Consider the following 14,676-nt stretch of genomic DNA (forward strand, 5'->3'; position numbering starts at 1 on the left):
ATTGTTGACACTTCTCGGAAAACTCGGCATAAAACCGCTATAATAGCGCGGCTCATTTACTTAACTTCACGAATGTTATCATGGAAAACCCAAATACCAGTCTTCTTGAGAAATGGTTCAAGATAAAGGCAAACGGCAGCACCGTACGCACGGAACTGCTTGCCGGTTTAACCACATTCTTGACCATGTGCTACATCATCATCATCAACCCTCTAATTTTATCGGATGCGGGTATGGATATGGGTGCGGTATTCGTTGCCACCTGTATTGCCTCTGCCATCGGCTGTTTTGTGATGGGCGGCCTGGCCAACTATCCGATTGCATTGGCACCCGGCATGGGCTTGAATGCTTATTTCACCTACGCCGTCGTAAAAGGTATGGGAGTACCTTGGCAAATCGCCCTAGGAGCTGTTTTCGTATCCGGTATCATTTTTATTTTCTTCAGTCTGTTTAAGATCCGCGAAGCCTTGGTAAATGCTTTACCAATGTCGCTGAAAATGTCTATCGCTGCCGGTATCGGCCTCTTTTTGGCATTGATCGCACTAAAAAGCGCAGGCATTATTGTCGACAACCCTGCCACATTGGTAGGTATGGGCGATATTCATAACCCTGCCGCCCTCTTGGCCATGCTTGGTTTTCTAATGATTATCGTGTTAGAACACTACCGTGTACGCGGCGCTATTATTCTCTCTATTCTCGCCATCACCGCAATCGCTATCTTTTTGGATTTAAGTGAATTCAAAGGTATCATTGGCAGTGTACCCAGTATCGCACCTACTTTCATGCAGATGGATTTCAACGGTTTATTTACCGTCAGCATGCTCAGCGTGATTTTTGTTTTCTTTTTGGTTGACTTGTTCGACAGTACCGGTACTTTAGTAGGTGTTTCCCATCGTGCCGGCTTGTTGAAAGACGGTAAGCTGCCTCGTTTAAAACGAGCTTTGCTGGCTGACTCGACAGCTATTGTTTCCGGCGCCGCACTGGGTACCTCTTCTACTACACCCTATATCGAAAGTGCATCCGGTGTAGCCGCAGGTGGCCGTACGGGGCTAACCGCCATTACCGTTGGCATTCTGATGCTTGCCTGCTTGTGGTTTTCTCCGCTGGCGCAAAGTGTTCCCGCCTTTGCTACCGCACCAGCCTTACTCTATGTAGGCGTACATATGCTGCGCAGTGCTACCGAAATCAATTGGGATGATATGACAGAAGCCGCTCCGGCGTTTCTCACGATCGTATTTATGCCCTTTTCTTACTCGATTGCAGACGGTATCGCCATGGGCTTTATCAGCTATGCAGCCATTAAATTATTGTGCGGACGCGCCAAAGAAGTACCACCGATGGTTTGGATCGTAGCCGTATTATGGGCTGCCAAATTCTGGTTTTTAGGTGCATAACTGTCTTCCCCTAAACATTTTGTGTACTGTTTAGGGGATTGTTCTTTTACTGCTCAATGCATGGTATTCGCACCTAGAAATAAATCAATGCCGTCTGATAAATGTTTCAGACGGCATTGATTTATGTATTAAAAATCATAATGCCCCAATTCCTCAACAAACAATATATCCAATTTGATAAAGGCCGTCTGAAAACAGGCTTATTGTAAGTGACGAATACCGTACAATAGCAAACATGCTTCCAAAATATTCTTTGCTAAAAAATAAAACCGAACCTTCATCTGCAGGTTCGGTTTTATTTTTCTATCTTAGTAAATGACCATCATCAAATATAGCTGTCATTATTTAATGATCTGAGCCAATTCGCCTTTAGCATACTTTTCGGCCATTTTTTCCAATGAAATCGGCTTAATCTTACTTGCCTGTCCTTCACAACCGAAAGCAACATAACGATCAATACACACTTGTTTCATTGCTTCAACCGATTTGGCCAAATACTTACGGGGATCGAATTCCGCAGGGTTTTCAGCCATAAATTTACGGATAGCACCCGTAGAGGCCAACCGCAAATCAGTATCAATATTTACTTTACGAACACCGTGTTTAATGCCTTCTACGATTTCCTCTACCGGAACGCCATAGGTTTCGCCAATCGCACCACCATATTGGTTGATAATTTGCAGCCATTCTTGCGGCACAGAGCTTGAGCCGTGCATTACCAAATGCGTATTAGGCAAACGTTCGTGAATTTCTTTAATACGGTCAATACGCAAAACATCTCCGGTAGGTTTGCGGCTGAATTTATACGCACCATGGCTGGTACCGATAGCGATAGCCAGAGCATCCACACCGGTGTCTTTCACAAATTGCGCCGCTTCTTCCACGCTGGTCAACATTTGGCTGTGATCCAATACGCCTTCAGCACCGATACCGTCTTCTTCACCAGCCTTACCGGTTTCCAAATTGCCGAGTACACCGATTTCACCTTCTACCGACACGCCGCAAGCATGAGAAAACTCAACTACCTTGCGGGTTACTTCAACATTATATTCATAAGATGCCGGTGTTTTTCCATCGCTCTTAAGCGAACCGTCCATCATCACCGAACTGAATCCCAGCTGGATAGAACGTTGACACACATCCGGAGAAGTACCGTGGTCTTGGTGCATAACCACCGGAATATGTGGAAATTCTTCGACTGCCGCCAAAATCAAATGGCGTAAAAAAGGAGCGCCGGCATATTTACGCGCTCCTGCACTAGCCTGAACGATTACCGGAGCATTAACCGCATCTGCCGCTTCCATAATGGCACGCATCTGCTCTAGGTTATTAACATTGAATGCCGGTAAACCGTAATGGTTTTCTGCCGCATGATCCAAAAGTTGGCGCATTGATACAAGTGCCATAATAGAAGCTCCTCAAACTGTAATCAGATGTAATTGAAAACCAGTGGCGATTATAGCAGCTTCTGTCATCTTTTTTGAAGCATATTCACTGCAAGGTCATTAACATTGACCAAACGGTTTTATCCCTATTTCCAGCATAATTTTGCCTAAAAACCATCTTTTCAAGATAATTAGAGCCATAAATAAAAACTTTATGGATACCAAGGTTGAGGATTTTCTTTCTTCAGCACCACTTTGATATTAAAAAAGCCGTCTGAATTTTCAGACGGCCCTTTGGCAATACCAATGTATTCCATCAATCTGTAATATTACCCGTACTACTTTTTAGGCAACTGTACCACGACCGTACCGGCCACATAATCCTGCAAAGTACGGCGGTCTTTGTCTTTATTAAACAACATCACAAAACAAGCTACGGACGCGGCAAAAGAAATCAGGTTGCCCACACTCTCAGCTTCTCCCATATCGGCACCTAACACCAAAACAATTAAAAACGCAAAAACCAGCGCAACTACAGCCAGCAAAAGATTGTAGACTACTTCGCGCATCAAAACCGTACCGATAAAACCGGGGTTACTGCCGTCTTTTTTTAATACGCGAATATTCATTACCCGCTTGCCCAATGACTGACCATGTTTGCCCATCATCCAAAGCTGCCAGACACCATAGATAAGCAATATAGCAAAACCTCCCAAAACACCGGGACTCAACCAATTAATATCTACATTTTCCGTAGCATTCCAATCATTGGTCATCAAAGGCCACAAAACAAAAAATAATAATGGCAAATAAGCCACGATAGAAAACAACAAATTCAATAAATAAGCGGCAATACGGCTACCTGGCGAAGCAATAACAACTTCAACCTCATCACTATGCCACATAGTGTTTGATTGCATATCCGTATTCATTGTTACCCCCACATACAATTAAAATATAAAAAATATACCCATATGATTTACAACATTTTATTATCAATAGCAATAAATCACTTTACATTTTACCCTATAGGGTTAAAAATCTTTCCTTAATATCGTATTATTCTATCATCAAATCTTTTTTAAGGAGAAAATACATGAAAGTAGGTTTCGTAGGCTGGCGCGGCATGGTAGGTTCCGTGCTGATGCAGCGTATGCAAGAAGAAAACGACTTCGCCCATATTCCCGAGGCCGTATTCTTTACTACTTCAAATGTCGGCGGCGATGCTCCCGACTTTGGACAAACAGAGAAAAAACTCCTTGATGCCAACAATATTTCCGAACTGGCTAAAATGGATATTATCGTAACCTGCCAAGGCGGCGATTACACTAAATCTGTTTTCCAACCCCTACGTGATAGCGGCTGGCACGGTTATTGGATTGATGCCGCATCATCATTACGAATGAATGACGATGCAGTGATTATTCTCGACCCTGTCAACCGCAACGTCATTGACGAAGCATTGAAAAATGGTGTGAAAAACTATATCGGCGGCAATTGTACCGTTTCCCTGATGCTGATGGCTTTAGGCGGGCTCTTCCAAAACGATTTGGTAGAATGGGCTACCAGCATGACTTATCAAGCCGCATCCGGAGCCGGTGCTAAAAACATGCGCGAGCTGATTGAAGGCATGGGCGCGATTAACAGCGAAGTATCTAAAGAGCTGGCTGACCCCGCCAGCGCCATCCTTAATATCGACCGAAAAGTCAGCGACTTTTTGCGTAGCGAAAATTATCCGAAAACCAATTTCGGCGTACCTCTGGCCGGCAGCCTGATTCCTTGGATTGATGCGGATTTAGGCAATGGCCAATCTAAGGAAGAATGGAAAGGCGGTGTAGAAACCAACAAAATCCTTGGCCGCAGTGCCAATCCTATAGTGATTGACGGGTTATGTGTCCGCGTTGGTGCCATGCGTTGCCACAGCCAAGCCATCACTTTAAAATTGAAAAAAGATTTGCCAGTTGAAGAAATCGAAAAACTGCTTGCTTCAGCCAATGACTGGGTAAAAGTCATCCCCAACCAAAAAGAAGCCAGTATGAATGAACTTACCCCTGCAAAAGTAACCGGTACTTTGAGCGTTCCGGTAGGCCGTATCCGAAAAATGGGAATGGGCGGTGAATATATCAGCGCATTTACCGTAGGCGATCAATTGCTGTGGGGTGCTGCAGAACCTCTCCGCCGCATGTTACGAATCGTATTGGGTAATTTAAACTAAAATCAACCTCTCAAATAAGAGGCCGTCTGAAAAGCAACGGGCATCTAACCGTTGCTTTTTTATTTTCCCCACATAAAACTTTTGCTATGTAAAACAAAAAGCCCGTAATTATTCTATTACGGGCCTTTTTACTGGAACCAATTGATTTAGATTTAATCGGCTTGTCGGCGTAATACGGCTGGAATTTCAAAATCATCCAATACAGACTGATTTGAAAAGTCCGATGCTGCCAGATTCATACTACGCGCCTTGCGGCCGGAAACAATCACGCTGTCAATATTGGGGAAACCATCGTCCGTACCGGTTGCGTGCTGGTTTTTCACCATGCGCAAATTATTGGTATTGGAAGCAGACTGGTGTTCTTTCAAACCGGTAGCGATAATGGTAACTCGGATATCGCCTTCTTCCATGGCTTCATCTTCAGCAGTACCATATTTACGCTCTGCTTCGGGGTGGGCGTATTCATCGACCACCTGCATAATTTCACGATACTCAGACATTTTCAAACAGCCCGGAGCGGTCGTAATATTCACCAATACACCGCGTGCGCCGTCGAGAGTCACATCATCCAACAACGGGCTGGAAATGGCTTGCTCCGTTGCCAAACGTGCACGGTCAATACCTTGTGCAAAACCCGATCCCATCATAGCCATACCCATAATGCTCATCACGTTTTTCACGTCGGCAAAGTCAAGGTTGATGAAGCCCGGGCGGGTTACCACCTCGGAAATACCGGCAACCGCATCACGTAATACGTTATCGGCCGCACGGAATGCTTCACGCACAGTAACATCCTCACCCAAAGCAGTCATAAGCTTATCGTTCGGAATCACAATCAGTGAATCCACCTGGCTCTTAAGATGATCCAAACCCTCTTGGGCGATATTGATGCGCTTGCCTTCATGGCCGAAAGGACGGGTTACTACCGCCACAGTCAAAATACCCAGTTCTTTGGCAATTTCCGCAACGACCGGTGCCGCACCGGTACCGGTACCGCCGCCCATACCGGTAGTGATAAACAACATATTGGCACCGCGAATGGCATCAGCAATCGCTTCACGGTCTTCTTGGGCTGCCGCACGGCCGATTTCGGGATTGGCACCGGCACCCAAGCCGCGGGTCAAATTTACACCCAACTGGATGCGCTTAGCGGCATTGTTCTTGCCCAACGCTTGAGCATCTGTATTCGCACTGATAAATTCGACACCTTGAACGGTGTTCTCAATCATATTATTGATTGCATTACAACCGCCGCCGCCGATACCGATTACTTTGATGACCGCAGGGCTCGCTGCAGACTCTACTACATCGTAAACCAATTCCATGTTAAAGCTCCTCTGCGCCCTGCTTCAGGACAACATTTCAAACATATATTAATCTCTTTCATTATAGAGGATTTTTTTGTAAAAAAGTAAAAGCTGATTTATTTTTACCTTTTTCCTCGAGCCATTTGATTTCAGACGGCCTATGAAATCCCAGAAATGAAAGATTAAAAGTTATTGCGCAACCATTCTTTGATTTTGACCAACAGGCTTTCACCCGGTTCCTTCACCGCTACGCTACCGCTGACAGTGCTGCCGTAAACATCACCACGTGCTGCTTGAAGCAAGCCGATAGCCGTCGCATAGCGCGGGTTACGGATGCGCTCGGACACCCCGCCCATTTCTTGAGGTACGCCGATACGTGCAGGCAAATTAAACACATCTTCGGCCAAATCAACTATGCCGGTCAGCAAAGATGCCCCGCCCGTCAGAACAACACCTGAAGTTAACACCTCTTCAGGGAATCCGCTGCGGCGCAACTCATTTAAAGTTAACTCCAGAATTTCCTCTACACGCGGTCCGATAACACTGGCGAGTACACGGCGTGAAATTTGGCGCGGCTGGCGGTCTCCTACGCTCGGCACTTCGATCATTTCATCCAAACCATCCATCGTGGCAATTGCTACGCCGTGATGGATTTTTATGTATTCAGCCGCATTGTGCGGGGTGCGGAGCGCCTGAGCCAAATCTTTGGTAATCAAATCACCCGCTACCGGAATCACCGCTGTATGACGGATAGCACCGTTGGTATAAACCGCAATATCGGTTGTGCCGCCGCCGATATCAATCACGCAGACACCCAAATCTTTTTCGTCTTCCGTCAAAACCGCCTGGCCGCTAGCCAGCGGTTGCAACATAATCTGATCCATGTGCAGGCCGCAACGGTTAACACACTTTTGAATGTTTTGCAATGCGGTAATCGCACCCGTAATGATGTGTACTCGGGTATCCAAGCGTACGCCGCTCATACCGATGGGTTCTTTGACACCGGGTTGGTTATCAATAATATACTCTTGTACAACAGTATGGAGAATATTATGGTCCGGCGGAATATTAACAGCCTTAGCGGTTTCGATAGCACGGTCGATATCGGCTTGGGTTACTTCGCCGTCTTTAATTTTCACTACGCCTTGGGAGTTCAAACTGCGAATATGGTTTCCTGCAATACCCGTAGTAACGCTGTCAACCTTACAGTCTGCCATCAATTCGGCCTCATTCATGGCTTGCTTAATGGCTTGGGCGGTAGCATCGATATTGGTCACCATACCGGCTTTCAGACCGCGTGAAGGCGCTTGTCCCAAGCCGACGATGTGGATTTCGTTGTCATCTTGAACTTCACCGATAAGTGCGATAACTTTTGATGTTCCGATATCAAGTGCGCTGATATATTTGCCTTTTACCATGATATTCCATTCATTATTTGTTTACTGTTGATCTTCCGCAGCAGTTTCAGACGGCATATCTTCTTCTGCTTCACGCATGCGTACGGCAAAGCCGTCTTTGTAACGCATGTCTACATAATCCAATCTGTTTTGCTGGCTTTTCAGCAAATCCGGCCACAACCGGGCAAAACGCTGCAATCTCTCGTTTTCATTTTCACGTCCCAAACGTATGCTGATACCATTATCCAACACCAACGACCACGCCGAGCGCGCCGTATATTCGAGCTTGGTAATCTTAAGATTTAAGGGAGCCAGCAATGATTTGAAGTGTTGATAATGGGTAACCATATCTTTAGCATGACCGGGCTGCCCGTCAAACTCGGGAAATACTTCATCACTGGGTGCTTTAAAAATATTACCTTCGGAATCTACCAAAGCCGAATCTTTCCAGCGTGCTACGGGCACACGTTCTACTAAGGATATTTCCACCGTATCGGGTATTTTCCGGCGAACCTGTGCCGATGCTATCCATGGTAATTTTTCAAAAGCCTCACGCGCTCCGTTTAAATCGGCTTTCAAAATATTGCCGCGGATATATTGTTGGGCAATAGTCTGTAATTCTTTACCGCCGGTATACTTGAGCTCCCCCTCTATCTTTACTTGCTTAATCGGCAGATAGGGCGAGTTGTAAAGCCACACGCCGCCGGCACCCAACAACATCAGTACGACAAGTGTGAGTAGCCAGCGGGTGATACGCCGCATGGCGCTTGCATTATCCCACATGAGCAGTCTTTAAAATTTCAACACATAAATCGGCAAAGCTCAAGCCGCTTTGAGCCGCTGCTTTCGGCACTAAACTATGGCTGGTCATTCCCGGCAAGGTATTGATTTCTAAAAGATATAACTTTCCATCAGTATCTCTTAGAAAATCCACGCGCCCCCATCCTTGGCCGCCTATCGCATCGAAGGCACGCACAGCCAAATTTCTCATCAGGGTTTCGTCTTTTTCGCTTAAATCAGAAGGGCATTGGTAAACGGTATCGTCACGATTGTATTTGGCTTCATAATCGTAAAATTCGGTAGCCGGAATAATACGGATACTCGGTAATGCGGTACGACCCAATACACCGCAAGTGTATTCCCCGCCACCGATAAAACGCTCGGCCAAAATTTCGCCATGTAAGTGTTTTACTGATTCATATGCACTTTTGAGAGCACCGGCTTCCTTAACTTTGACAACTCCGATGCTACTACCTTCTACGGCGGGTTTGACAAACAAAGGCAAACCCAGCTCGCTCTCTATGGCTTCGAAATCACTGTCATCATGCAAAACAGCGAACTCAGGTACAGGCAATCCTAATGCCTTCCAAATCAGTTTGGTACGGTATTTGTCCATCCCGATAGATGAAGCGGCAACGCCGCAACCGGTATAAGGCACCCCTAGCGCCTCCAAAACGCCTTGTACCGTACCATCCTCACCGTAGGTACCGTGCAGCGTATTAAAGGCCGTCTGAAAACCCAAGGCTTTCAACTGCATAATATCTTCATGTTTGGGATCAAACGGATGGGCGTCTATTCCTTTGCTTTGCAAGGCTTTGACAATTGCCGCACCACTGTTCAGCGACACTTCGCGCTCAGCCGAAAATCCGCCCATCAATACGGCTACTTTACCGAAATTTTGCATCTATGTTTCTTTCCTGCTGTTTTGCAGACGGCCTCACTGTTGGACAACCGCCTTCTCAATTTTATAACTACCACGACGTTATTTGGTTTGATCTACCAAAGCCTGTGCGGTTTTATTGATACTGCCAGCGCCCATGGTCAGTACGACATCGCCGTCTTGTAGAACATTCAGCAATGTTTGCGGCAACATGTTGAGGTCTTCACAGTAAATCGGTTCCAATTTCCCCAAAACCCGTATGGCCCGCGCCAAGGCACGGCTGTCGGCAGCGACAATCGGTTCTTCGCCCGCCGAATAGACTTCGGTCAATACCAAACTATCAACCGTGCTCAATACGTTTACGAAGTCTTCAAACAAATCACGGGTACGGGTATAGCGGTGCGGTTGGAATACCAGCACCAACCTTTTGTCAGGATAAGCTCCTCTGGCAGCAGCTAAAGTAGCAGCCATTTCAACGGGATGATGACCGTAGTCATCAATAATCAACGCCTGCCCGCCTTTGGGTAAATTAATGTTACCGTAACTTTGGAAGCGGCGGCCTACACCGGCAAAACCGAGCAAACCCTGCTGAATAGCCTCGACCGGCGCACCAACTTCCAAAGCCACACCGATGGCCGCCAAGGCATTTAATACATTATGGCGGCCGGGCATATTCAACACCACTTCAAACGGCTCGATGCCTTCACTGTTCACATGCACGGTAAACCGCATTTGCGCACCGTCGGTGCAGACATCGGTTGCATAAATATCAGCACTGCTATCCAAACCATAAGTAGCGAAAGGTTTGCTGACATGAGGCAAAATAGCGCGTACATGTTCACTGTCTATACATAAAAATGCCTTACCGTAAAAAGGCATGCGATGGATAAAAGTGATGAATGCCTGATGCAACTTATCGACACTATGGTCGTAAGTATCCATATGGTCGGTATCGATATTGGTCACTACCGACATCACGGGGGTCAGGTGTAGGAATGAAGCATCGGATTCATCCGCTTCTGCAACAATGTACTCACCCTTTCCCAAACGGGCATTACTGCCTGCGGCGGTCAGTTTGCCGCCGATAACGAATGTAGGGTCTAATCCTGCAGCAGCCAAAATCGAAGCAGTCAAACTGGTGGTTGTGGTTTTACCGTGCGTACCGGCAATAGCGATACCATCACGAAAACGCATGAGCTCTGCCAACATCAATGCACGCGGAATGACAGGAATTTTGCGTTCGTGAGCCGATACCACTTCAGGATTATCGTTTTTTACCGCAGTAGAAGTGACGACTACATCGGCATTGGCAACATGCTCTGCAGTATGACCGGGGTATACTTGGATACCGAGGCTGCTCAAATGACGGGTTACCGCACTTTGAGCTTGGTCTGAACCTGAAACGTTAAATCCGAGATTATGCAGTACTTCGGCAATACCGCTCATACCTGATCCGCCGATGCCGACAAAATGGATATTTTTTACTCTGTTTTTCATCATACTCTATCTTCTGTGCAGCAAACCGCTGCGTTTTCTTTCTTACTAAACAACAGCCGCTTTTTGTTGTGTTCAGACGGCCTTCAGGTACATATAATCAAACCGTTTATTGTAAAGGCGACCGGTAAGATGCGCCATGCCCGTATATGTAAATTCTTTTCTGTTTCCGAAGTCTTATAATGTAGTTGAAATGGCAATATCAGCCACATCATCCGCACTATTCGGCAAAGCCAGCGTACGGGCATTTTCTGCCCATACCAAGCATTTCTCACGGCTCAAACTATCGATTACTTCAGCCAAACCCGCTGCAGTCAGCTGCGATTGGGGCAAAAGTAATCCGGCTTCAGCCTGCACCATAAACCGCGCATTTGCGGTTTGATGATCATCTACCGCGTGCGGATACGGTACCAATAAAGCACCGACTCCGGCAGCAGTAAGCTCTGCAATCGTTAGTGCTCCCGAACGGCAAATCACCAAATCGGCATCACGATAGGCAGCTACCATATCATCGATGAATTCGATACATTCGGCATCCACGCCTAATTTATCATACTCGGCTTGTAAGTTTCCAAGCTTGTTGCGTCCCGACTGATGATACATTTGCGGGCGGCGTTCCTCCGGCAGCAATGCCAAGGCTTGGGGCAGCATTTGATTGAGGATATCGGCACCCAAGCTACCGCCCATCACCAATATTTTCAGACGGCCTTGTCGGCCTGCGAAGCGTTCGGCGGGTGCGGAAAGGTTAGCAATATCGGCGCGCACCGGGTTACCAACCAGACCGTCGGCATTATCAAAAGCTTTAGGAAAAGCATACAATACACGCCGCGCCCAACGTGAAAGCTGCTTATTGGCCATGCCTGCTATAGCGTTTTGCTCGTGAATCACAATCGGAATCCCCGCCAGCTTGGCGGCTACTCCACCGGGAAAGGTAACAAAACCACCAAAACCGATCACTGCATCTACACGGTGTTTTTTTAAAATTTTGGTAGCTGCTTGAACAGTTTTCAACAAGGTAAACGGCAACATCAGCTTACGTTTCCAACCATTACCGCGCACGCCTTTAATCGCCAATGTCTCCAACAGAATATCATGCTTGGGTACGATATGTGTTTCCATTGCACCTTCGCTGCCCAGCCAAACCACATGATGCCCGCGTTCGCGTAAAGCCTCGGCTACGGCCAATGCCGGGAAAATATGCCCGCCCGTGCCGCCGGCCATCAACAGAAAAGTTTTTCCGACCATGTTTTTTTTACCCTTGTACTTTATAGCCGCGCATTTTCAAGCGGTTTTCATAATCTACCCGCAAAACCAAAGTCATGCTGACAAGCATCACAATCACCGCCGAACCGCCGTATGACATCAACGGCAATGTCAAACCTTTGGTCGGTAGTAATCCGATATTCACACCTATATTAAAAAAACTTTGTATCCCTAACCAGATACCGACACCTTTTGCCACAAATGCGCCGAAATACAAATCCAAATCACGCGCCTGCTTTCCTATCGAAAATGCGCGCCATACCAACCAAGCGTAGCAGAAAATCAGCACACAAATACCGACCATACCGAACTCTTCGCCGATAACGGCCAAAATAAAATCAGTATGCGCCTCCGGCAAATAAAAGCGTTTTTCCAAGCTCGAACCGAGTCCGACACCGAACCACTCGCCCCGTGCAATTGCCATCAGCGAATGAGTCAGCTGATAACCTTTGCCCAACGGGTCTTCCCATGGATTCAAAAAAGCCGTCACCCTCGCCACACGATAAGGAGCCACCATAATCAAACCGGCCATACTCACCAAACCGGTTCCAACCATCATCGAAAACCATTTCCACGGCAAACCGGCCAAGAACAACAGTCCCAAAGATACTACGGTAACCACCACAACCGAACCGAAGTCCGGTTCCAACAAAATTAAGCCCAAACCCAAACCTACCGGCACACCCGCAAAAATTACTTTACGGAATTGTTTGAGTATTTCCGCCTTACGGGTAAAAAAGCTCGCCAAATAAAGAATAATTGCCAGCTTAAAAATTTCGGTAGGTTGTAAATTAATGGGGCCTAAATGTATCCACCGTTTGGCACCGTTGATTTCCCGTCCTAAAAATAGCACCAGCAACAGCAAAAACAAACTAAATACCAAAATCCACGGTGTCCATTTTTTCCACCTTGCCATGGAAACCTTAGCCGCCATTAAGCTGCACAGCGTACCAAAACCCAAAAAGATGGCTTGGCGCGAGAGATAAAACCATTGGCTGCCGCCGTCATGCTCCGCATAGGCAACAGATGCGGAATAAATCATCAGCAAGCTGAAAGACAGCATCAACACCAGCATCCAAAGTAGGGACTGATCGATTTTATGACCGTTTTTCAGTAATTTCCGGTCGAGTAATTTGGATTCGGTAATCATGTTTAATAGTATCGTGTTTCTATTCAGACGGCCTTGCATTTGGTCAAAAGGCCGTCTGAAAAAAGCTTAGGCCAGCGATTTGAACGCTTCAATGAATACTTGGGCACGGTGTGCGTAGCCTTTAAACATATCAAAGCTCGCACAGGCCGGGCTGAGTAAAACGATATCGCCTTGCTCAGCCAACCCGTAAGCACGGGAAGTAGCTTCTTCCAATGTTTGGCAATGCAATAAAGGCATTCCGCAACCTTGTAAATCGGCTTCGATACGCGGAGCATCCTCACCAATCAACAAAACCGCACGCGCCTTATTTTTCAAAGCATTGCGCAAGGGAGTGAAATCCTGCCCTTTCCCCTGTCCGCCGGCAATTAATACGATAGGACTCTGCAAGCCTTCAATCGCCGCACAAGTAGCGCCGACATTCGTACCTTTACTATCGTCTATAAACGTAATACCGTTTTTTTCACCAACTTTTTCAACACGATGGGGTAGCCCTTGAAAGGTTCGGACATGTTGTAACAATTGTTCGCGCGGTAAGCCGATAGCCTCGCACAAGGCCAGAGCCGCAAGTACGTTGGCGGCATTATGCAAGCCCTGTAATGGAATCTCGGCAGACGGTAGCAGATCCTCATCTCCTGCTTTCAGACGGCCTGCATCTACCCAATAATCCGTACGGCATGACAATGAAAACCAACGTACATCGCGCCCTTGCCGGCGCATAGCCCGGCACATCGCATCATCTGCGTTCAATACCTGTACGCCGCTGCCGCGGAAAATTTTGTCTTTGACATGGGCATAGTCAAGCAAATCATCGTAACGGTCGAGATGGTCTTCAGAAATATTCAAAACCACAGCGGCATCCGCATCCAGATGATCGGTATTTTCCAGTTGGAAACTCGAAAGCTCCAACACCCACACATCAGCGGGGCGGCCTTCGCGCTCCACATACGCTTCCAGCACAGGAGTACCGATATTTCCCGCCACTACCGTATCCAAGCCGCATTTACTGCAAAGATACCCCACCAAGCTGGTAACGGTTGTTTTACCATTACTGCCTGTAATAGCGATTACTTTGTCGCTACGCCCTTGCAACAAGCCAGATAAAATTTCCACATCACCCAATACATGCCCGCCCGCTTGTTTGAAAGCATCTATTTCAGGGCGCCGCTCACTAATGCCCGGGCTAAGCGCCAACACATCGAAACCATACGCCAAGGCATCTTTCAAGCTGCCGCTATAACACACTAAGTTGGGAAAACGCGCTTTGAGTTGCGCCTCACGCTCGGCACTCAAATCCGCATCATAAGCAGCTACCTGAGCACCTGCCTTTTGCAGAAACGCCAACATGGAAACACCTGAACCGCCCATACCGGCGACCAATACTTTTTTATCTTGCCAATTCATCATTTCTTGC

Annotated in this window: 12 protein-coding genes; 2 read left to right on the plus strand and 10 right to left on the minus strand. The window is 46.9% G+C overall.

The window, feature by feature from the left end:
- Positions 1–80 precede the first annotated feature (80 nt).
- A complete protein-coding gene (locus tag LVJ86_RS09685; protein WP_047760935.1) occupies positions 81–1,394 on the plus strand; it encodes an NCS2 family permease in 1,314 nt (437 codons plus the stop codon).
- A gap of 341 nt (positions 1,395–1,735) precedes the next feature.
- Here the strand turns inward: LVJ86_RS09685 and fba are convergent, their stop codons facing one another.
- Both fba and LVJ86_RS09695 read right to left on the minus strand, forming a co-directional pair.
- Positions 1,736–2,800 (minus strand): class II fructose-bisphosphate aldolase, encoded by a 1,065-nt coding sequence (gene fba / locus LVJ86_RS09690; RefSeq protein WP_047760936.1) that lies wholly within the window; start codon positions 2,798–2,800, stop codon positions 1,736–1,738.
- Positions 2,801–3,117: 317 nt separating this feature from the next.
- Positions 3,118–3,699: an RDD family protein gene (locus tag LVJ86_RS09695; protein WP_161796055.1), complete on the minus strand. Its 582-nt coding sequence runs from the start codon at positions 3,697–3,699 to the stop codon at positions 3,118–3,120.
- A gap of 176 nt (positions 3,700–3,875) precedes the next feature.
- Between LVJ86_RS09695 and asd the strand changes: the two genes are divergently transcribed.
- Complete coding sequence (gene asd / locus LVJ86_RS09700; protein ID WP_047760938.1) at positions 3,876–4,994, plus strand: aspartate-semialdehyde dehydrogenase; 1,119 nt, start codon at positions 3,876–3,878, stop codon at positions 4,992–4,994.
- Positions 4,995–5,146: 152 nt separating this feature from the next.
- Here asd and ftsZ read toward each other — a convergent pair whose 3' ends face one another.
- The 8 genes from ftsZ to murD all read right to left on the minus strand — a co-directional run bounded on the left by ftsZ (position 5,147) and on the right by murD (position 14,666).
- Positions 5,147–6,319: a cell division protein FtsZ gene (gene ftsZ, locus LVJ86_RS09705; RefSeq protein ID WP_047760939.1), complete on the minus strand. Its 1,173-nt coding sequence runs from the start codon at positions 6,317–6,319 to the stop codon at positions 5,147–5,149.
- A gap of 164 nt (positions 6,320–6,483) precedes the next feature.
- Positions 6,484–7,719 (minus strand): cell division protein FtsA, encoded by a 1,236-nt coding sequence (gene ftsA / locus LVJ86_RS09710; RefSeq protein ID WP_047760940.1) that lies wholly within the window; start codon positions 7,717–7,719, stop codon positions 6,484–6,486.
- Positions 7,720–7,740: 21 nt separating this feature from the next.
- A complete protein-coding gene (locus tag LVJ86_RS09715; RefSeq protein WP_047760941.1) occupies positions 7,741–8,481 on the minus strand; it encodes a cell division protein FtsQ/DivIB in 741 nt (246 codons plus the stop codon).
- On the minus strand, positions 8,471–9,382 hold the full coding sequence (locus LVJ86_RS09720; protein WP_047760942.1) for a D-alanine--D-alanine ligase: 912 nt from the start codon (positions 9,380–9,382) through the stop codon (positions 8,471–8,473). The genes LVJ86_RS09715 and LVJ86_RS09720 overlap by 11 nt, the downstream gene beginning before the upstream one ends.
- Before the next feature lie 78 nt (positions 9,383–9,460).
- On the minus strand, positions 9,461–10,858 hold the full coding sequence (murC, locus tag LVJ86_RS09725; protein ID WP_047760943.1) for a UDP-N-acetylmuramate--L-alanine ligase: 1,398 nt from the start codon (positions 10,856–10,858) through the stop codon (positions 9,461–9,463).
- Positions 10,859–11,029: 171 nt separating this feature from the next.
- The gene (gene murG / locus LVJ86_RS09730; RefSeq protein ID WP_047760944.1) at positions 11,030–12,097 is read right to left on the minus strand and encodes an undecaprenyldiphospho-muramoylpentapeptide beta-N-acetylglucosaminyltransferase; all 1,068 of its coding nucleotides are present in this window, start codon (positions 12,095–12,097) and stop codon (positions 11,030–11,032) included.
- Between the two features lie 7 nt (positions 12,098–12,104).
- Complete coding sequence (gene ftsW / locus LVJ86_RS09735) at positions 12,105–13,265, minus strand: putative lipid II flippase FtsW (RefSeq protein ID WP_047760945.1); 1,161 nt, start codon at positions 13,263–13,265, stop codon at positions 12,105–12,107.
- A 66-nt stretch (positions 13,266–13,331) separates the two neighbouring features.
- Positions 13,332–14,666, minus strand: a complete 1,335-nt coding sequence (gene murD, locus LVJ86_RS09740) for a UDP-N-acetylmuramoyl-L-alanine--D-glutamate ligase (RefSeq protein WP_047760968.1) — start codon at positions 14,664–14,666, stop codon at positions 13,332–13,334.
- Positions 14,667–14,676: the final 10 nt, after the last annotated feature.

Source organism: Neisseria arctica, from assembly GCF_022870905.1.
Classification (GTDB): Bacteria; Pseudomonadota; Gammaproteobacteria; order Burkholderiales; family Neisseriaceae; genus Neisseria; species Neisseria arctica.